This is a genomic window from Paenibacillus barcinonensis (genome assembly GCF_003217495.1).
Taxonomy (GTDB): domain Bacteria; phylum Bacillota; class Bacilli; order Paenibacillales; family Paenibacillaceae; genus Paenibacillus; species Paenibacillus barcinonensis.
On record NZ_QJSW01000003.1, the window covers coordinates 145,172 to 166,069 of the forward strand.

Below are 20,898 nucleotides of genomic sequence, written 5' to 3' on the forward strand. Positions count from 1 at the left end.
CCGTCTGCGTGTTGACATATTAAACATCTCAAATACAAACAGCACGAGCAATGTTTTTTAGTAATACTAGTATTTAAGGTCAGTGTACAGCGGGTATTGGTCAGTCAGAGCGGTTACTTCTGCGCGTGCCTGATCAAGCGTTGCTGTGTCTTTTGGATTTTTGAGCGTTTTGGCAATGATTTTACCGATGGATACCATCGCCTTCTCATCCATACCGCGGGATGTTGCCGCAGGTGTACCGATACGGATACCGCTGGTGATGAACGGACTTGTCGGGTCAAACGGAATCGCATTTTTGTTCACGGTAATGCCGATGGAATCAAGCACATGCTCAGCTTCCTTACCAGTGATGTTCACGCTGCGTGTATCAATCAGCATCAAGTGGTTATCTGTACCGCCGGATACGATGTTCAATCCTTCAGCGATCAATGTTTCAGCCAGCACTTGTGCGTTTTTCACAACGTTCTGTGCATAGGTTTTGAAGGAAGGCTGCAGCGCTTCTCCGAATGCTACGGCTTTCGAAGCGATCACGTGCATCAACGGTCCACCTTGGGAACCAGGGAATACCGCTTTGTCAATCGCGGCTGCCCAGGATTTGCGGCACAAAATCATACCGCCACGTGGTCCGCGCAGCGTTTTGTGTGTTGTTGTTGTTACAAAGTGTGCATGCGGCACCGGGTTAGGATGCAATCCAGCTGCAACCAGTCCTGCGATATGCGCCATATCTACCATGAACAGTGCGCCAACATCATTGGCGATGGAAGCCAGCTTTTCAAAATCAATGGTACGTGGATATGCACTTGCACCCGCTACGATCAGACGAGGGCGGTGCTTGAAGGCTGCTTTGCGAACTTCATCATAATCAATGAGGAATGTATCTTCCTGTACGCCGTAAGCAACGAAGTTGTACAGCAAACCGGAAGCATTAACCGGACTACCATGCGTCAAGTGGCCGCCATGTGCCAGGTTCATACCCAGTACAGTATCGCCAGGCTTCAATGCCGCCAAATATACAGCCATGTTTGCTTGTGCACCGGAGTGTGGCTGCACGTTCGCATGCTCTGCACCAAACAGCTCTTTCGCACGATCACGCGCGATATCTTCAACAACATCCACATGCTCGCAGCCGCCATAGTAGCGTTTGCCCGGATATCCTTCAGCATATTTGTTTGTCAGAACGGAGCCCATTGCTTCAATTACCGCTTCACTTACGATGTTCTCGGATGCAATCAGCTCGATGTTGTTCTGTTGACGCTTCAATTCAAGATTCATCGCTTCCAATACTGCAGGGTCATTCTTGCGCAATTGTTCCATGTTTAAATTCCTCCTAAATTATAATGAAGTTATAAAGCGAAGTCATGTTTACACGTAAACGGAGAGTGCAACACCAATCTGGAGAAGCGTAGCGTTCACGTTTATCACCGGGGATTTCCCCTTTATAAAAGGGATTCAAAGAAATCTGGGGATAACAGTGATTGTAAGATGGTGATGCAATCGAAGTCTGGAGTGTAACCGAATAATTTCGCTTTATACGTTAGTCACAAAAGGTTGAGTCGGGCTGCTCTTCCATTCGGTATACTGCACGCTCTCCGCCAACCAGCTTCGGACGTGTAAGTGCTGTTGTAACACGCGCCTCACCGATGTATCGAAGCGTTGTACGGTAAGGCACGGCAACATGCCGTAGATGCATGCCAATCATCGTTTCCCCGATATCCAGTCCCGCATGAGCCTGAATATGTTCAGCAAGGCACGGTTCAGACAGTGAACGATAGGCCGTAGAAGCCATGGACCCTCCAGCCTTAGGCACAGGCACAGCGCCGACCTCCGTCAGTCCAAGCCGATTTAGCAAAGCACGCTCCATAACCAGTGCCCGGTTCAGGTGCTCGCAGCACTGGAATACGGTGTCGAAACCAAACTCCTTCTGCACTTCGCGAATGCCTGCAAGCAGTTGCTGCGCGACATCCACTGCACCGCTTGTGCCAATCCGCTTGCCCGCTACCTCACTCGTGCTTGTGCCAATCACGACAATGTGACCTGAGCCAAGCTTCCCGGCAAGTGCCAGTTCACGCAGGACCGATGCGGTTTGTTGCTGCAATACGGGTTGTTCTGAATCCAATTCAATCGTCATCCCATCGCCTCCCGATAAAATCATGCCCGCGGCCTTGCGGTCGTTGACGCCATTGTTGCATGGCATTTCAGGTACTATTATAGCGAAAAATCAGATGAAAGACGAAAAAAAGAGCAGTCTGCGGGTAACGCAGAATTGCTCTTTTGCCCAGGCGACCGGCCGTTTGTTTCGGTGCTCCATTGTGGTTGTGCCCACTTCGTCGCCAGTTACACCGAATCCCTGTTTTCCCCTTCATCATAAATCAACGCCACTCTAAAATCAACGATTAAATTTACATTGCATGTTCTGTTTCTCTATCTTGTCTCTGTCTGCCTGATTTATTCAAGCTTATCCAGCAGCCTTGATAACGCTGTACGAATCTCCGCCGCCGTAATATTGTAATCGTCCCGACTGCCGCCAAACGGGTCCGAGATGTCAAAGCTCGGGATACGCTGCCGGATCTCGATTGCACGCTCCCGCTCGGATGCCAGAATCTCCTGACCCAATGCTCGCTTCATCTCCAATGTAGCAAACAGGCTGTCCAATTCCTCCAGATCATGAAGCACCTGCTGGTCATTCTCCACATACTCTTTCAGCGTGTAGGTTTTCTGAATAGAGTCTGGAAACACCTGCATGACATGCTGCTTATGGCTCCGGGTTAATGTCAGCACAAGGTCTGCCCACTTAATCAGCTCTGCACTGAGCTGAGTAGATTGTGACGGCCCCTCTGCCTGGTGGTCTTTCAATACCGCCTCGGCATGACGAGAGATCGGCATGCCTGTGGATGCGGCCACACCTGCGGAACGAACATTCACCTGAATGCCTCGCTCGGCCGCAAGTTTACGTAAAAGCCCTTCTGCCATGGGGCTGCGGCACGTGTTTCCTGTACATACGAACAAAATATGTTTCATTGTGATAGCCTCCCCATATGATCCAGATGTGATATGCCTATCTTATCGTTCAAGCGTTTTATTTTTAAAATATAAACAAAAGTCCAAAGGCAAGCAAGATTGCCCCGCCTACAGCCTCACCATAATCGCCCAGATTCTGACTTACCCGGCGTCCCAGCAGCAGACCCATAATCGACATCAGGCCACCGCAGAAGCCAAAGGCCAGAATGGTCAGGACGAGATCACTGCTGAACATGCCTAGCGAGACACCGACGGAGAAGGAATCGACGCTAACACTGAGCGAAAATAAAATAATGCCCAGCATGGAGCGATGATCCACCAGCTTGGTCTCTCCTTCTCGAAACGCATTCAGAATCATGTGACCGCCCAGCAGCACCAGCAGTCCTCCTGCCGCATAGTTCGTAATATCACCCAGCAAGGAGCTGACATACTTGCCCATGTACATGCCAGCGAGTGGCATAATGACATGAAACAGCGCCGTGACGGTGCTGATCTTCAGCACATCCCGCAGCCGTATGCCCTTCATGCCAATTCCGATGCCCAGCGAGAACGCATCCAGTCCAAGCGCAACCGCCATAATCAGAATGGTCACCAACTGCCCCACATGAGCAGAAACATCCCACATTCTCATTCCCCCAAGTCGCGTAAAGGTTCTTGTACACGATATGCGGACAAGGGCCTAAACATGACCTTGGCAGAGAAAACTGAAGCGATGGAGTGCATTGCAGCATTCACAGTGAGATGAAATATACATGTTATTTGCTTAATGCAGAAGTAAAGACCTAGGACATGAAAAGGCAAGACATCTGTGCCCGCGAAAAAAAGTAACCCGACGTTCCTGAGCCTGTGGGCAGGAACGCTTGGGCAGAGGCGGCTCAATCAACCTGAATGAGTTGATTGCCCGCCGCCTTGAGCAGCCGATTCATGACGGCTGCTCCCAGTCCCTCACGTGAGCAGGCCTCCGCCACAATGTATGTGGCGCCCTGCTCATCGCAGCTGCGCAGCGCGGCGTACAGCCTGCGCGCAGCCTCCTGCAGCTCGCTGGCACTGCCCAGCGAGAACACGGCATCGGCGCGGTACTGCTCCGCGTGCTCGGCGAATGCCAGCACCGCGGTGCGCTCTCCGCGCTGCGCCGCCTCTGCGAGGGCGGCGCGGGTCCAGGCCGCCACCGCTGCGGGCGGCCCCTCTACCACGCACAGCGCCCCTGCGGGTGCGTAGTGCGTGTACTTCATGCCCGGCGAGCGTGGCGCCGGGCTGGTGCTGTCGCCAGCGGACCCCTCGGCGTGAAGCGCCGGGTCCGTGGCGACACGGGCGGCCACGGCGGACAGCTGTTCCGCCGTGATGCCGCCAGGGCGCAGGATGGTGACGGTACCGTCGTCACCGGCCTGCACCACCGTGGACTCGACGCCCACCCCGGTGGGGCCGCCGTCCACGATGCCGCCGATGCGGCCATCCAGATCCTCCCGCACATGTGCGGCGAGGGTCGGGCTGGGCCGCCCGGAACGGTTGGCGCTTGGCGCGGCCACAGGGCACGCCGCCGCTGCGATGAGTGGCAGAGCCACGGGGTGGTCCGGCATGCGCACCGCCACCGTGTCCAAGCCGGCGGTCACCCTTGGGGATACCGCCCCCGGCCTAACCGGCAGCACCAGCGTTAGCGGACCCGGCCAGAAGGCCGCCATCAGCGCTTCCGCTGTCTCGTTCACTTCGGTGACCAGTTCATGCAGCTGGTCACGGTGTGCGATATGCACGATCAGCGGATTGTCGGACGGCCGTCCTTTGGCGGCAAATACCGCCTCGACCGCTTCCGTGCTGCGCGCATCTGCGCCGAGACCGTAGACCGTCTCGGTCGGGAAGGCCACCGTCTTGCCTTGACGAAGGCAGGCCGCGGCTGCCTGCAAGTCCGCGAGTGCCGTCTCCCGAGCGGCGCTACCCTTTTTTACACCCGAAACCAGGGATTGCTCTTGCTCTTGTCCTTGTCCTGCACCTTCTCCTGCGTCTGCCTCGCTCTGCACATGCAACAGCGCGCTGACATCCCAATAGGCTGTACGTTGTTCACCCTCATTCGGGATGGCCGCCGCTTGGCTGCCCTTGTCCACGAACGAAGGACATTGTAATGCATTATTGTCATGCTTTCGGTTCATCTATATCATCATCCCTAAACGTCAAGTAGGTTCATTATCAGTACATATCATTATATCATATCTCCGGCAGTTCAGGTTTGGCCTGGTCATGATGTGTCTCTCCCCGGCAGAGATGAATCGAAAAAAGAAGCCCCTGCACACTGCAGCAAAGCTTCTCCCTTTTACAAACGAACACCCTACCTCTGTTCTCACAATTTAGTATATAAAACTCCTTGTTAGGAGAATAAACCTGTCACCCAATCCCACAATTTTACGGCCATATCCCACAGGAAAAATCTCGCTTCTGGCGTCTCCCCCTGCACAGTTGCCTTCACCTCTACCGAATCCGCCGCGGCCGCTGAGACTGTAGTTGGCTTCGCCAGCGCATCTCCTGTGCTTGCATCAATAAAGCACAGCGGTGGAAACAGTACACACCACCAGTTCTGTCCCTTGCCTTCGCCCAGCGTAATCCGCACTGCTTCATAGTCACCCGCAGGGTACACCGTCCCCCCATAAAGCTTCGTTGGAAAAGGAACCGTTCCCAGCTCCACCTGATAATCATAGGTCAGGCCGCGTGAATGTAACTCTTCCCCCACCCGATTCTCGATCTCGGACAGATGCTCACGGATCACATGACGTGCCTGCTCCAGGCTTTGCGGGTCCTCCAGCTCTCCAACCCATTCTCCCATCTGCGCAACAACAGCATCCCGAATCTCACGTTTCACAAGCTGATCTCCTGCTGCATCCGAGTTAGCCAGAATCCGCAAACGGATCGACTGCTCTGGAATCGCCGCGGCGGCCACAGCCGCATCTGTTTTCTGACCTTCCCACATCATAATGATCATCATTAGACAAACAATAATAAGTCCCATTTGCTTCACAATTGGTCTGCTCATCCCGTTCTCCCCCTTGGCTCGGCATTCCGTCACACTGCAACTCTCTCATGTCTATCAGTATGCCCGGTAGAGAAGGAAGTAAACCTGCTACACGCACAAATCTATTACAATTTCATAGACTCTAGACTGCGATGCGCTGCACCTCAACACGTAATTCACGAGACAACAAGGAGGCTGATACAAGTCGTTTACCGACCTGCCAGCCTCCTTACGATCCAATCCAAGCTATGTGTGACACAACCAAAAGACGTTTATGCTTCGATTAGGATACATCATGACTCTTCTGTTTGCCCCATGTTACGAGACTCCATATTCGCTGCAGCAGCGAGGGCCCTTGCTCTTCCGACAACAGTTCATCCTCGTCCTCGTCCCCATACAGCTTAATACTCATGACCAGTCCGATGCAGGCCATATTAATCAGCAAAGATGTCCCCCCATAACTGATAAAGGGCAGGGTAATGCCGGTCAGCGGCATCAGGCCAAGGAATGCTCCCACATTCTCAAACACCTGATAGAGCAGCATGCCGATAATGCCCACAATGATAATGGGCCCCGCACGCTCCTTGCAAGCTAGCGCAATTAGCACCATCCGATGGATGAGAATAAAGTACAGCAGTATCAGCAACGATGCACCAACAAAACCGAATTCCTCTGCAATCACCACAAAGATGGAATCCGAATAGGTATACGGCACACGCCCGCTTTGAACAGAGGTGCCCTCCAGAAAGCCTTTGCCCGTAATCCCGCCTGATCCGATTGCAAGTCCTGCATTTTTCGTATGCCACATCGCTTTGGCTGTTGCCTTTTCGGGAACAAGCCACGGATCAATCCGCTCGGCCCAGTGCTCTCTTTTTATTTTTTCCAGATAGGTAAATAATTCCTCGTGGTAGAACGTATACGATTTGATAAAACCGATCAGAAACACGCCCACAATCGTCACCCCGATGATCGCATGCTTCAGCTTGATATTTCCGATCCACAGCACAGCCACCAGGATAACTACATATCCGAGCGCATTCCCCAAATCATTCTGCGCCATAACGAGTGCAAACGGAATAAACGTCCAGCACCCGATCGGCACAACATCTCTCCAAAATCCCAATTGCCCGCGCTTTCGCTTCACAATGAGGTGAGCAAGAAACAGAATCAGAATCATTTTGAACAATTCGGCAGGCTGAAACGATATGCTCTCGCTAATCTTCAGCCAGCCATTTGCATTATTGACCTTGCTCCCCAGCACATTTGCCAGAATGAGAAAAAGGATGCCAATACCGTACAGAAGAAACGCATATTTCACGTATATCTTATAATTGACTAGTCCAATGCCGATGACCGCGATAAATCCGGCGATATAGAAATAGATTGTTTTCATATGATGATTATCCAGCTTGGGATCGAAACGTGTTCCGCTGTATATTGCCAATACACTCATAATCATCAGTAACAACAGTACAAAAAGAATGACACCATCCAGCTTTTTTACCGTTTTCCACATGATGCTTGAATATCCCCCTAATCTCACATATCCTTTTTCCAATAAAGCTCATTATTACCATTGTAACGAATTGAAAGCATGAATGGAAATCCGGGTGGATAGCGAGAGAGTTGGATTACACAAAAAAAACCTTGGAGACTCTCTTTCCAGCAAAGGTCGGAAGGAGCAATCCCAAGGTTTCTATAAATGATCGTATTTCCTATTCCTATTCCGTCTGCTCTTGCTGAGCCGATTTGCGTTTGAACAGCTTCATCACCAGTTCCGTGATGCTTGGCTGCTCTGCCGATCCCAGAATATCCTCGTTCTCCTCCGTGTGCACCTTGATACTCATTGCAATGCCCATACTGATCATATTAATCATGATCGAGGTTCCGCCTGAACTGATAAACGGTAGCGTAATCCCCGTCAGCGGCATCAGACCGATGAATGGACCGATGTTAACAAAGATCTGATACAGCAGCATCGCAATGACCCCGACAATAAGATAAGGTCCCGCGCGATCCTTACACTCCAGTGCAATCAGAACCATCCTGTGAATCAGAATGAAGTACAGCAACAGCAGCACCGAGGCGCCGATAAAACCAAACTCTTCTCCAATCTGTACAAAGATCGAGTCAGCATAAGCGAGCGGTACACGGTTGGATTGGATCGTTGTGCCCTCCATGTAGCCTTTACCTGTAATACCGCCGGAGCCAATCGCAAGCTTGGCATTATAGGTCTGCCACAATACGTCTCTCGACGTCTGATCAGGCACCAGCCATGGGTCAAAACGATCCGCCCAGTGCGAGCGACCAATGTCCTTCAGGAATTTGACAATATCATCATGATAATGAATATACGCCTGTATCCCGCCAACCAGAGCCACCACAGCAATAACAAAGCCGATAAAGGCATGCATAAACTTGATGTTGCCAATCCACAGCAGCCCGATAAGAATAACAATATAACTCAAGGCGTTACCGAGGTCATTTTGAAGCAGCACCAGCAGCAAAGGCGGCAGAACGCATAAGGAGACGGGAATCACATCACGTCCAAAATATAGCGGCCGATTTTTCTTCTGCGCCAGCAAGGCGGATAAAAAAACGATAAGGCACAGCTTGAATAGCTCGGCAGGCTGCAAGCTTACACCCATGATGGATAACCAGCCTTTAGCGCCATAATATTCTTTACCAAAAAACATGACAAAGATCAGCAGCAGCAAGCCCACGCCGTAAATATACAAATAGTTTTTCAAAATGAAATTGTAGTTAATCATGGAAAGCGTGAAAAATACGATGAAGCCTAAAATATAATAAAGAACCGCACTCTCTGTAAGTCCTCCCAGCTTGGGACGGCCAAACGTCGTGCTATGAATGGACAAAATACTGATCACCATCAGGACCACAAGTATAAAAACGATGGAGTAGTCAATCTTTTTGAATTTGTGCAGCATGTAATTATGTTCCCCCAAGCATTCAGAAATCTTCGGCATACCCCATTGTAGAGGATTTCACGGCAAAAAGAAAACTTACGTCGCCTTACATTTTTGTCACCTGTTCCGAAGGTCGAATGCCAAGGACATGCCGCTCAATTCCGGCAAGGTCGGGAACGATGATAATTTCCGGCCACTCCCCCGCCGATTCCAGCAGCGCCGCCACATCCCGAGCCTGGCCCATGCCCAGCTCAAAACCGATGACCTGCGGCGGTGCAGGCAGCAGCTTCAGCTGCTCCAGCATGATGCGGTACGGGGCCAGCCCGTCCGGACCGCCATCCAGAGCGAGGCGCGGCTCATGATCGCGCACCTCCTGCTGCAGCCCGGCGATATCGCCCGCCGGGATGTAGGGCGGGTTGGACACCAGGATGTCCAACCGCTCCCCGGCGAACGGGGCCAGCAGATCGCCTTCACGGAAGTCGATCTGTACCCCGTTCGCGGCCGCGTTGCGCGCGGCCACCTGCAGGGCATCCGCCGAGAGGTCCCCGGCGGCCACCTGCCACTGCGGGCGAAGCGAAGCCATCGTTACCGCGATGGCGCCGCTGCCCGTGCCAATATCGACGGCGCGCACAGCACCGCCGTCAAACACACGGTCGGCTTCGCGCAGCACAGCCTCGACCAGCAGCTCGGTCTCCGGCCGCGGAATCAGCACGGCCGGTGTGACCTCGAACGGCAGCCCGTAAAATTCCTGGCTGCCGATAATGTACTGCGCCGGCTCACCCGCAGCCTTGCGCGTTACAGCGTCTTCCCAGCGGCTGCGCTGCTCGCCGGGGAACGGCTCCGGCTGCATCATGTAGTACCGGGCGCCATAGACGCCCAGTACATGCTCCAGCAGCAGCCGGGCATTGTTCTGCGGCTCGTACACGCCGCACTTCTCCAAAAAAGAGGAAGCCTCGACAAAGGCTTCCCGGCAGCTCTGCTCCGGCGTCATCACAAACTGTACGCGCGTCACAGATTATTCTCCTCTTTCCATCATTTCCGTCTGCTGTGCAATCGTCAGTGCAGACAGAATCTCTTCAATCTCCCCGTTCATTACCTGATCCAGCTTGTGCATCGTCAAACCAATGCGGTGGTCGGTAACACGGCTTTGCGGGAAGTTGTACGTACGAATCCGCTCACTGCGATCCCCTGTGCCCACTTTGCTTTTTCGCTCTACCGAGATTTTCGCTTCTTCTTCCATACGTTTCATATCAAAGATACGTGTACGCAACACTTGCAGCGCTTTTTCCTTGTTGGAGTTCTGCGATTTCCCATCCTGACATGTCGCTACGATACCTGTTGGCACGTGAGTTACCCGCACCGCCGATTTCGTTGTATTAACCGATTGTCCGCCTGCTCCGCTGGAGCAGAACGTATCTACACGAATGTCCTTATCATGAATCTCGATATCAAAATCTTCCGCTTCCGGCATCACTGCAACCGTTGAAGTTGACGTGTGAATCCGTCCGCCGGATTCTGTCGTCGGAATACGCTGCACACGGTGTGCACCGCTCTCGTATTTCATTTTGCTGTACGCGCCGCGGCCGTTGATCATGAACACAACCTCTTTGAAGCCGCCGAGGTCGTTCGTATTCACGTCCATCAGTTCGACTTTCCAGCCTTGTGCATCCGCATAACGTGTGTACATGCGGTACAAATCAGCCGCAAACAATGCCGCCTCATCCCCGCCAGCTGCACCGCGAATCTCCACAATGACGTTTTTGTCGTCATTCGGGTCCTTCGGCAGCATAAGCACACGAATCAGTTCATCCAGCTCTTTCTGGCGAGTGGACAGTTCGTCAATCTCCATTTTGACCATCTCGCGCATTTCGTCATCCAGCTTCTCATTTTGCATTTCCTTCGCCGCTTCCAGATCCTCGCTCACCTGTTTGTACTCATTGTACGCATCATAAGTCGGCTGAAGATCGGATTGCTCCTTGGAATACTCACGCAGCTTTTTGTTATCACTCGCTACATCCGGGTCACACAACAGCTCGCTCAGCTTGTCATAACGATCGGCTAACGCCTGCAATTTATCCAACATGTATAGTCACCTCACGTTTTATTTTGTCCATGCACATGTGCATTTCAATATCGGTTGCACGTGTACCACTTGTGTACATTCTTTGGGTATTACATAATCTATAGTTCAAAATCCCACAATCCACAGGGCTCTGATCGAATCCTCTGACCGCAGCATGACATTCCAGTTTCGTGTAATATGATCGACGTATAACCTCGCTACAACGTCATCAAATCCTTTACTTTTAAAGTGATATAAATAAATCGTCTACCTCCCGGAGCTCCCCATCCCATCTTAATGATTAGAACGAACAGTTTACCATGGGTATACGACTCTTAATTATAGCATATTCTTATGCTCCTGAACAGCAAGAGTTCACAAAGCAAACATTAAATTTTCACGCATACAAGCACAGGATCACATCGAGCCCATCGGGACGTATTCTCCATGCTTGCCAGCTCCTGTGAAGGTACTTCTTTCTTTTATTATAGCCATCACGGGTAAACAATCCAGTGGAAACGCAATCATAGGAGCATAAATCTACACCGATGCTGCTGAATAAAATCCCAAACAAAAACAGCACCATTCTCTGTACAAGAGAGCAGTGCTGTTCTTTATTTCAACCTATTTTAACCCAGTAAATAACAAGCTGGACTTTAGATTAAACGTTAAAACGGAAGTGCATGACGTCGCCGTCATTCACCACGTACTCTTTACCTTCCAGACGCAGCTGGCCACGCTCTTTGGCACCGTTCATGGAACCCGCTGCAAGCAGATCGTCGTAGGAAACGACCTCTGCACGGATGAAGCCGCGCTCGAAGTCCGTATGAATGACACCCGCTGCGCCAGGCGCTTTGGTGCCTTTACGGATGGTCCATGCACGAACCTCTTGCACACCCGCTGTAAAGTACGTGTACAGGCCGAGCAGCTTGTAAGCCGCTTTGATGAGCAGGTTCAGACCGGATTCCTGAATACCCAGCTCTTCGAGGAACATTTGTTTATCCTCGCCTTCCAGCTCGGAGATTTCTTCCTCCACCTTCGCACTGATTGGCACCACTTCTGCATTTTCGGCAGCAGCGAATTCTCTAACTTTTTGCACATATGCATTGTTCGCTACATCACCGATTTCGTCCTCAGCCACGTTGGCAGCATACAGAACCGGCTTCAGCGTAAGCAAGTGCAGATCACGTACGATCAGACGCTCTTCATCGGACAGCTCCATGCTGCGTGCAGGCATATCTTCATAAAGCACCGCTTTGACCTTCTCCAATACTTCCACTTCCTGAGCAGCCGTTTTGTTGCCGCCCTTCATGTTTTTCTTGGAGCGTTCAATTTTCTTCTCCACACTCTCGATATCCGCCAGAATCAGCTCCAGGTTAATCGTCTGGATGTCGCTGATCGGATCAATTTTGCCATCTACGTGTGTAATGTTCTCGTCTACGAAGCAACGTACTACGTGTACAATCGCATCCACCTCACGGATGTGGGCAAGGAACTTGTTCCCCAGACCTTCACCCTTGGATGCCCCGCGCACCAGACCTGCGATATCTACGAATTCAAATGCAGTAGGAACCGTTTTTTTCGGTTCAACCAGTTCGGTCAATTTGTCCAAACGCTCGTCCGGTACTTCAACGATCCCCACGTTCGGGTCAATCGTACAAAACGGATAGTTCGCGGACTCGGCACCTGCTTGTGTAATTGCATTAAACAATGTAGATTTGCCAACGTTCGGCAGACCTACGATACCAGCTTTCAAAGCCATGTATATGACAACTCCTCATTCATTACTTGTTCGGTATGGATAATCCTAACCATTATATATGACAAACCCCGAGGCATCAAGGAACTTCGCTGATTCATCACCATATCCATCGCCAGCCATCCATTCTGCAATTCTCTAATTTCCACATCTATATGTGCCTGCTGATTGGTCATATGTTTCATGTCACTCACTCGACCTGGGTGAATGATCCGTTTGCATTACAGGATTATCCCTGGTCTTTGTCTTTGTTCTTAATCTCCTTGTACATCGTCAAGTCTGTCACTTCATAGCCCATTTTGCGATACAGACTGCTTGCCCGCTCATTATGTCCAAACACATGCAGGCCAATGCGGTCCACGTCAAGACTCTGTGCGGTCTTTTCAAGCACCTCCATCGTCTCTGTGCCATATCCTTTGCCACGATGTGCTTCTTCTACAACGATATCCAACAGAAATGCTTCTTTTCCGCGGCGGTTTTCCGTAACATTAAACCAGATATATCCGACAATGCCATCCACTGAATGCACCAGATTGTACACATAAGCCCCTGGCGTGTCTAACCCCTCTGGCAAGTAACGCTTATACGATTCCTCTGCCCGCTCTAGCGCCTCCTCCGGCGCCCATGTACCCGCTTCTATCTTTTCTTCTGCAAAATCTGCGATTGAACGACTGCGAAAGCTCGCAAATTGCTCCGCGTTCATTGGCAACAATTCCATGCTGTATTCCTCCTCATCTGGATGTGATCGCTCAGCTGTGATTTATGTATATTTTTACATCCAATTGATCTTAGTCTATTATACCTCATTGTACTGTACGCTGATGGTGTAAGTTAGGCATTTCTCTTTTTTCCATGTCTACTTATGTTAAAATATAAGGGCGAGCGACCGGCCAAAGCTTCTCGCCCATAGGTCGATGGGTTATTCCATCGGCTTTACCCTTTTCACAGCATTGTACCGATTAATCAGCTCGTCCAGCACCATGGACTGATGAATTACCTGAGGGTGCAGAAGGTCGCCATACTCCGTTTTTAATTGATGGAGTCTCTCCCTCGCTTCCTCAATTCGCAGTTTGAGTTCGTCACGATCCATAACACCCCTCCCTGCTGTACCATTTTAGAACATCCTGCTAATTAGCAGAAATTCAAATAAACCCCAACAGTGTGTAACAAAAAAAACACCCCTTACCCGAAAAGGCTCTGATCAATCTATCACGCTTGTCTGTTCAAAGAGCATTTCGAAAGCTGAGGATGTATTCGGGCGAAAACTGTTTTTCGTCAGGTACAATATCATTGTGTCTATTATTACATATTGACAATGCCTGTGTTTCTTTTCAATTTTTACGATTTAACATTTGCGCTATACAATCTTTGAATCTTCTCGATAAGCTGTTCTGCGCTTGGCTTAGCGCCCCGTCCGGTTGCATAGTGCTGCAAATCATCAAATAGCCCCAAGCAATCCAGAAGACCATCCTTATTCATATTTTCAATTGCAAATTCCATGCCTTTGCGAATATACCCTACACCTCTGTCATAATCATTATTCTTCAAATAGTATGTACCTAGTCCTGCCAGCAGCATACCGTATTGGTCATTCGTATACTGTTTGTTCATTTTTCCAAATCGGCTGCTTTGCTCCTCGTACACCCGATAGGACTGATACTCATCAAGAACAGAATCAATATTGATATTATGCCGATTCGCTGCGGTTACAATCCCGCATAGTGCAGGGAACACTTCTTTTTTTCGATCAGAGATATACTTTAAATAGTCTTTAGTGCATCGAATTGGTAAGGTTCGTCAAGCCGTTGAACAAAGAGCTCGAATTGTATGGCTAATGTCAGATTGTTGCTCTGATCATTAGAAAGCCCGATAGAAAACAAGCGGTACTGGCTTAAAGCCAGACGCTCCGAATGCTGTAATTTCTCACTCTCAGCAACACTGCGGTATAAAGGTATGCACGCCTCCTGCTTCCCCTCGCTATATAACTGTTCAGCCAGCTCAAACAGCATGGGAACATACGAGAGATGATCAACCACATATCTGACCGCAGTCTCCATATAAGAGACATGACCCAATTCCGCGCAACGATATAAAAAGGGCCTTAGTCTTCGCCAATCCAGATTGAAATCGACTAAATATTCGTGTATGTATAGTTCATATAAGTGGCCTTCAGGTAAGCCCATCCAGCAGTAATCCGATCCAACTGGTTCAAGCCTATCGGACGAAGTCCTTTCAAGGTGCCGCTTAGTGTCCCGGAATTAACACCTGAAATCTCTGAAAAACGATGAATGGTCATCCGATTATTTTTCAAATATCGTTCTAAATGGTCACAAATTGTGGCTTTTGAATTCAAAGGGACACCGCCTTCCCATGAAATTAAGCTCGATCAATGAAATCATACAATATTTATGTAATTATCATCATTTTTTACTTGTGGATTGTCTACTATATCAGTGGATACAATAACGTGGGAAAACACCCAAACACATCGGATTAGATCATAGATGAGTCTAGGTGTTTTTAGTTTTCCACCTTATTTTGTGATCATTGCATTCCACAATATGAATTTTCACGCACTCCATACAGAGTGCGACCAACCATGTATAACTGTTCTGATATGTACTTGTTTATTTCAATCCACGCACTCCATACAGAGTGCGACTTTCCCGGTGTAAGGCCAATTGAATGAGAGAGGTAGATTTCAATCCACGCACTCCATACAGAGTGCGACTATCCAACCCAATCAAAGCATCAATAGCTTTAAATTTCAATCCACGCACTCCATACAGAGTGCGACATCATATCCAGAAGGGATGTGAACAGACCATGAGGATTTCAATCCACGCACTCCATACAGAGTGCGACCACCAGCACCAACTGCAATCCGATCCAGACAGCAAATTTCAATCCACGCACTCCATACAGAGTGCGACTCCTTCACAGGGGCCGTGGTACACGTATTTGCAAATTTCAATCCACGCACTCCATACAGAGTGCGACTGGGTTATTTGCAAGTTGTTTACGATAAAACGATTCATTTCAATCCACGCACTCCATACAGAGTGCGACTTATTATATTGAAGCATTGCGTCCGCAACTTGTATTTCAATCCACGCACTCCATACAGAGTGCGACGGCCTTTGAGATCGTAGCGATCTGCACTGATAGTAAATTTCAATCCACGCACTCCATACAGAGTGCGACTTCATGTTTAACCTCTAAATAAATCACATAACAGGTATTTCAATCCACGCACTCCATACAGAGTGCGACCGTTTCCCATTGACGGCAGCCTTGACCAGACATCTATTTCAATCCACGCACTCCATACAGAGTGCGACGTATATCTGGGACATCACAGCTGAGTATCTTCAGAATTTCAATCCACGCACTCCATACAGAGTGCGACGTGATCCCATGTTCAGAAACTTTGTAGCAAGTCAGATTTCAATCCACGCACTCCATACAGAGTGCGACTGCAAGTCCGTGTATGAAGTGATCTTTGGATCAGGATTTCAATCCACGCACTCCATACAGAGTGCGACAGCGAAAAACAGCGTTATAACGTTGAATTAGTATAACTAATTACGTAATTCCAATTTTATATACGATGAATTCAACAATTACAACAGAAAATAGATATAAACAAACGAAATTCGTTGCCAAAAGGGAATTCCCCATGCAATTTCAGGTGCGAATCTCCCAGGGAAATCATGTGAGCTTGGGGTTCGCACCACATCATCCCTCTTACACACTTCAGCACATGTACGTAGACTCCTCATCAATCGCTAACGATCTCCAGTGACGCTATTTAGCCTATTTCGGGCATTCTGAGATTGTAACGATCCCCAGGAACCTTATTTGCTTGAAAAGCTGGGATTTACGCCAAATTTCAGAGGTTTTCACCCGAATAACGCTTCTGGTGATCGTTAGATTTGGAAACACTGTGCAAAGGGCGAAATAAGGTTTTGTGAGATCGTTAGCGTGCTCAATGACCTGCTTCCCACTCCCTCAACATTATCGCCGCTCCACCAGACGTTCTGTCTGCTTCACATCTGCAATGCTGCCTGCACCGATGCCAAACATAACCGTGCGTAGCTCGAACTCGACCTGCTCCAGCCGCTCGGATAACGCTTCGTCGGAGGTAACGGCCGATTCGAGCAGCGAGCGGCCAAAGCCTGCGAGGTCAGCACCCAGCGCGAGCGCTTTGGCGGCATCCACGCCCGTGTACAGTCCACCGCTGCCGATCAGCGCCCCGTCTGGATTCAGTGCGCGCACGTCCTGAATGCACTCTGCTGTCGGAATGCCCCAGTCGGCAAAGGCTTCCGCCGCTGCCCGGCGTACCGGGTTGTTATTGCGATACTTCTCTACCTGTACCCAGCTTGTACCGCCTGCGCCAGCCACATCAATGAACGATATCCCCGCTTCGTACAGCCGCTGCGCCGTCATGCCATCAATGCCAAAACCAACTTCCTTTACGCCGACAGGCACCTCCAGTTCAAGACACAAGCTCTCGATCCGCTGGTACAGACCGCTGAAGTTTGTATTGCCCTCCGGCTGGAATACCTCCTGCAGCGTGTTCAGATGCAGGACAAGCAGATCCGCGCCAGCGATATCCACGGCACGCTGGAAATCAGCTGTGCTGAAGCCATAGTTCAGCTGAACCGCGCCCAGGTTCGCGATCACCGGGATGTCCGGTGCCCAGCGTCGGACATCAAATGTGCTCGCGAGCTCGGGCTGCTCTACTGCAGCCCGGATCGAGCCTACCCCGAGCGCCCAGCCTCTGGCGTTCGCTACCCGCGCCAGGCGCTCATTGATGGCGCCTGTCGTTTGACTTCCACCCGTCATCGAACTGATGAGCAGGGGTGTGCGCATTTTTTTGCCAAGGAACGCAGTGTCCAGACACACCTCTTCAAAATCCAGCTCAGGCAGCGGATGATGCCGGAATGCATACTTTTCCAGCCCGCTCGTTATGCCTTCTCCTGCCACATTCTGCTCCAGACAGAGGCGTACGTGCTCCAGCTTCCGTTCTCCCGTTGCTACTTCGGGCAGCAGCCGTTTGCCGGCTCGCTCTTGTTCATTCATGATGAGACCTCCTATGTGAGAATGATGGACATGGGCAGGAATGAAAGCATTTCATTCATGTATCCGGTTTCGCGCTTCCTGCTCTCTGCCTCCTTACCTGCTCCGTATCTCTCGTTTCTATGTAAACAACTCTATCCAGTATACCGTTCCTGTTCACTCAATGAAAGAATGCTCCACGACCCCATGAGTTAATAATAATAATCTATTGGAATACCGGAGCATCCTTTTCTCCTTACTTTACTCTACCTGCCCATCTCCGCTACGAGCTGTTCACCCACAAGCTGACCAGACAATGTAACAATCGGGGTTCCGCCGCCAGGGTGGGTTGTGCCGCCCACGTACCAGAGTCCCTGAACATCGCTGCTCTGATTGCCTGGACGCATGAAGGTCTGCTTCATCGAATTGGACGAAATGCCATAGATCGAGCCTTGATGAGCTAATGTATCCTGTGCGATCTGCTGCGGAGTATATCGAATTAACACATCTGACTGTTTCAGTCCACCAATGCCGCGTGCTTCCAGCTGTTCCAGCACAAAGTCGCCGTAGCACGCCTGCTGCTGCTCCCAGTTCCATGCGTTCGAGAGATACGGAGCGTTAACCAGAATGAACAGATTGCTGGCTCCGACAGGGGCCATGCCGGATTCAGAATATCCAGAGTAACAGAGGTATATCGTTGGATCGGCCGGCATCATGCGATCACCAAAAATATGCTCGAACTCAGGCTCGTACTGCTCCGGGAAAAAGACGGTATGATGCAGCAGCTGGCCGTACTGTCTGCGCACTCCAGCCAGGGTGACGAAACCAGAGATGGACGGTTCATATTTTGCGATTCGGTCATCACTCATGCGTTTCCGATGCTCCTGTGCCAGCAGCAGGCGATTTACACTGAGCACATCGCCGTTAGCCACAACCCGATCAGCCTCCATCAAGCCCCGATCGGTATCCACGCCGACCACCTTGCCATGGCGAACCACGATCTGGTGCACTTCTACCCCCGTCAGAATGTGTACACCCTTCTCTCGCGCAAGTCGGGTCATGCCCTCAATAAGCTGATACGTTCCGCCTTTTACCCCGTAGATGCCCACTTCCGCTTCTACATGACCCATCATCGCGAAGATGGAGGGGCACAAATAAGGTGAAGACCCTACATACGTGGCGTATCGCCCGAACATAGCAAGGGTATGGGGGTGGCTGAAATACCTGCGCAGCAGTGCATCCAGCTTGACGGCGGGGCGCACCCGGAGCAGACTGCGCAGCATTTGCAGATTGTATTTGTCGGACGGCTTCAACAACAGCTTGCCCAGAAAATGGCGATTCGCCTCCGCATACAATGACGCAGATTCATCCATAAACGCATCATAACGCATGGCATCCTGCTGGCTGTATGCAGCAATCTGCTCCTTCATCCAGCCACGATTTTTCGATAGATCCACCGTCGTACCATCTGCAAACACATTCCGTGTTCGCGGCTCCAGCTCATACAGCTGCACGTAATCCTCCATCTGCACGCCAGCCTGATCAAACACCGAGCGAAATGCATCCGGCATCGTAATCGTGCTTGGCCCCCGGTCAAAATGATATCCATCCTGCACGACCTGCTGCAGCTTGCCACCCACATGACTCTGCCGCTCCAGAATGGTTACACGCAGGCCAGCAGAAGCAAGGCGGATCGCACAAGACAGCCCCCCGAAGCCCGACCCAATAATAATAACGTCCTGTTTTGTTCTCGGGCTTGATGCTTCCGTCAGATGTACATGATGCAGGTTTGTTTCTTCTCTCCGTGGTAATGCTGCTTTTACTGTTGCTTTTCCTGTTGCTTTTCCTGTTGCTGTTCCTGTTGCTGTTCCTGTTGCTGTTCCTTTACCGTCCACATTCCCTTGTTCCATGCGCATCAGCTATACCGCCTTCCTTTCCACACGTACCCTTTACCAGATCGGCCCGCTTGCCAGGAGGCCATACCGATGGCAATCACACAAGCCATGCTGATCGGCTGCAGCAACGAAAGCCACCACGGCTGACCACCGACGTGATCAGATACTCGTTTTACAGCTATGCCAAGCAGCGTTCCCGTGAATCCATACAGAATGGACGTTGCATTGCCCGTAAGCAGCCCGACAACCAGCCCCAAAGGCGGCACAATATACATAACAGAGTACATCAGCATTGTTCCAAGCAGCAGCACATCTCTCCGTCCCATGCCTTCGTACATGTTTTTCTTATACCCGTTCCATACCTCTTCACCATTCTGATACATACGTGTGCTTGTCACATCATGTACATCCGCAAGCATCACGGGATGACCGGCACGCTTGACCGCTTTGGCAAGACTCATATCATCCACCAGATGCCCTTGAATTGCAGCATGACCGCCGGATGCTTCATAACTTGTGCGATGAATAAGTAAAAAAGCCCCCGTAGCGGCAACAAACATCGGATTGGCTGACCTGCGTATCATGAAAATAGGTAAATGACTGATGATCGTAAACATCATCATCGGCACGACCAGCTTTTCCATCCAGGTTTTGACCACCTGATAGGGAAACCCCGTAACCAGTCCACCGCCCTGCGCACTCCCGGCAGCCACAGTCTGCCGAATCGCATCCGGCATCACGCGAACATCGGCATCGACAAACATAAACCATTCCCCTCGCGCCTCCTGAACCAGACGATGACAGGCATGTGATTTGCCCATCCACCCTGCCGGAAGATCGGTGCCGTACAGCAACCGCACGCGCGGATCACGGTCAGCAATTGCCTGAACCAGTGCAGCCGTCTCATCCTCGGAGCGGTCGTCCAGCACCAATACTTCCATGCGAAATCCCTTCGTATGACTGGCAAGCACACTTTCTAGACATTCTTCAATATGTAAGCGTTCATTCCTTGCAGGAATCAGAACTGAAACAAGCGTATCGGGCGGTGTTATGCTGCTCTTTCGGAAAGAGTATATTTTCGGCAGACAGGCGGCATTCCATAGGGCAAATAACATCTGCACAAGCAGCCCGCCCATCAGACACATCCACAGAATTTCAGCTGCACTCAGATCTTGATTCAT

The 20,898-nt window shown here is 50.5% G+C and carries 19 protein-coding genes, 1 CRISPR repeat array and 1 riboswitch; all 19 genes read right to left on the reverse strand.

The window, feature by feature from the left end; genetic code table 11:
• Positions 1-66 precede the first annotated feature (66 nt).
• A complete protein-coding gene (locus DFQ00_RS06470) occupies positions 67-1,314 on the reverse strand; it encodes a serine hydroxymethyltransferase (protein ID WP_110895638.1) in 1,248 nt (415 codons plus the stop codon).
• Between the two features lie 220 nt (positions 1,315-1,534).
• Positions 1,535-2,128 (reverse strand): TIGR01440 family protein, encoded by a 594-nt coding sequence (locus DFQ00_RS06475; protein WP_110895640.1) that lies wholly within the window; start codon positions 2,126-2,128, stop codon positions 1,535-1,537.
• A 138-nt stretch (positions 2,129-2,266) separates the two neighbouring features.
• A riboswitch (ZMP/ZTP riboswitch) is annotated at positions 2,267-2,348 on the reverse strand.
• Positions 2,349-2,445: 97 nt separating this feature from the next.
• A complete protein-coding gene (locus tag DFQ00_RS06480; RefSeq protein WP_110895642.1) occupies positions 2,446-3,018 on the reverse strand; it encodes a low molecular weight protein arginine phosphatase in 573 nt (190 codons plus the stop codon).
• Between the two features lie 64 nt (positions 3,019-3,082).
• A complete protein-coding gene (locus DFQ00_RS06485) occupies positions 3,083-3,643 on the reverse strand; it encodes a manganese efflux pump MntP (protein WP_110895643.1) in 561 nt (186 codons plus the stop codon).
• A 250-nt stretch (positions 3,644-3,893) separates the two neighbouring features.
• Positions 3,894-5,159, reverse strand: a complete 1,266-nt coding sequence (locus tag DFQ00_RS06490) for an L-threonylcarbamoyladenylate synthase (protein ID WP_244213708.1) — start codon at positions 5,157-5,159, stop codon at positions 3,894-3,896.
• Positions 5,160-5,374: 215 nt separating this feature from the next.
• The gene (spoIIR, locus tag DFQ00_RS06495) at positions 5,375-6,034 is read right to left on the reverse strand and encodes a stage II sporulation protein R (protein WP_110895645.1); all 660 of its coding nucleotides are present in this window, start codon (positions 6,032-6,034) and stop codon (positions 5,375-5,377) included.
• 262 nt (positions 6,035-6,296) lie between these two features.
• Positions 6,297-7,529: an FtsW/RodA/SpoVE family cell cycle protein gene (locus tag DFQ00_RS06500; protein ID WP_110895647.1), complete on the reverse strand. Its 1,233-nt coding sequence runs from the start codon at positions 7,527-7,529 to the stop codon at positions 6,297-6,299.
• 205 nt (positions 7,530-7,734) lie between these two features.
• Complete coding sequence (locus DFQ00_RS06505) at positions 7,735-8,961, reverse strand: FtsW/RodA/SpoVE family cell cycle protein (protein WP_110895649.1); 1,227 nt, start codon at positions 8,959-8,961, stop codon at positions 7,735-7,737.
• An 85-nt stretch (positions 8,962-9,046) separates the two neighbouring features.
• Positions 9,047-9,931, reverse strand: coding sequence for a peptide chain release factor N(5)-glutamine methyltransferase (prmC, locus tag DFQ00_RS06510; RefSeq protein ID WP_110895878.1), 885 nt, complete (start codon positions 9,929-9,931; stop codon positions 9,047-9,049).
• Positions 9,932-9,955: 24 nt separating this feature from the next.
• The gene (prfA, locus tag DFQ00_RS06515; protein ID WP_110895651.1) at positions 9,956-11,023 is read right to left on the reverse strand and encodes a peptide chain release factor 1; all 1,068 of its coding nucleotides are present in this window, start codon (positions 11,021-11,023) and stop codon (positions 9,956-9,958) included.
• A 640-nt stretch (positions 11,024-11,663) separates the two neighbouring features.
• Positions 11,664-12,764: a redox-regulated ATPase YchF gene (ychF, locus tag DFQ00_RS06520; RefSeq protein WP_110895653.1), complete on the reverse strand. Its 1,101-nt coding sequence runs from the start codon at positions 12,762-12,764 to the stop codon at positions 11,664-11,666.
• A 226-nt stretch (positions 12,765-12,990) separates the two neighbouring features.
• Positions 12,991-13,479, reverse strand: coding sequence for a GNAT family N-acetyltransferase (locus DFQ00_RS06530; RefSeq protein ID WP_110895657.1), 489 nt, complete (start codon positions 13,477-13,479; stop codon positions 12,991-12,993).
• A gap of 201 nt (positions 13,480-13,680) precedes the next feature.
• The gene (locus DFQ00_RS06535; protein ID WP_110895658.1) at positions 13,681-13,851 is read right to left on the reverse strand and encodes an aspartyl-phosphate phosphatase Spo0E family protein; all 171 of its coding nucleotides are present in this window, start codon (positions 13,849-13,851) and stop codon (positions 13,681-13,683) included.
• A gap of 248 nt (positions 13,852-14,099) precedes the next feature.
• Positions 14,100-14,495: a hypothetical protein gene (locus DFQ00_RS06540; protein ID WP_110895660.1), complete on the reverse strand. Its 396-nt coding sequence runs from the start codon at positions 14,493-14,495 to the stop codon at positions 14,100-14,102.
• A gap of 26 nt (positions 14,496-14,521) precedes the next feature.
• Positions 14,522-14,836, reverse strand: a complete 315-nt coding sequence (locus DFQ00_RS06545; protein ID WP_146236122.1) for a hypothetical protein — start codon at positions 14,834-14,836, stop codon at positions 14,522-14,524.
• 56 nt (positions 14,837-14,892) lie between these two features.
• Positions 14,893-15,057, reverse strand: a complete 165-nt coding sequence (locus tag DFQ00_RS29440) for a hypothetical protein (protein WP_208643755.1) — start codon at positions 15,055-15,057, stop codon at positions 14,893-14,895.
• Positions 15,058-15,322: 265 nt separating this feature from the next.
• Positions 15,323-16,306: a CRISPR direct-repeat array (repeat unit 33 nt; unit sequence ATTTCAATCCACGCACTCCATACAGAGTGCGAC).
• 472 nt (positions 16,307-16,778) lie between these two features.
• Positions 16,779-17,846, reverse strand: a complete 1,068-nt coding sequence (fni, locus tag DFQ00_RS06550) for a type 2 isopentenyl-diphosphate Delta-isomerase (RefSeq protein WP_110895665.1) — start codon at positions 17,844-17,846, stop codon at positions 16,779-16,781.
• A gap of 242 nt (positions 17,847-18,088) precedes the next feature.
• Complete coding sequence (locus DFQ00_RS06555) at positions 18,089-19,732, reverse strand: phytoene desaturase family protein (RefSeq protein WP_174812317.1); 1,644 nt, start codon at positions 19,730-19,732, stop codon at positions 18,089-18,091.
• A gap of 5 nt (positions 19,733-19,737) precedes the next feature.
• Positions 19,738-20,898, reverse strand: coding sequence for a glycosyltransferase family 2 protein (locus DFQ00_RS06565; protein ID WP_244213709.1), 1,161 nt, complete (start codon positions 20,896-20,898; stop codon positions 19,738-19,740).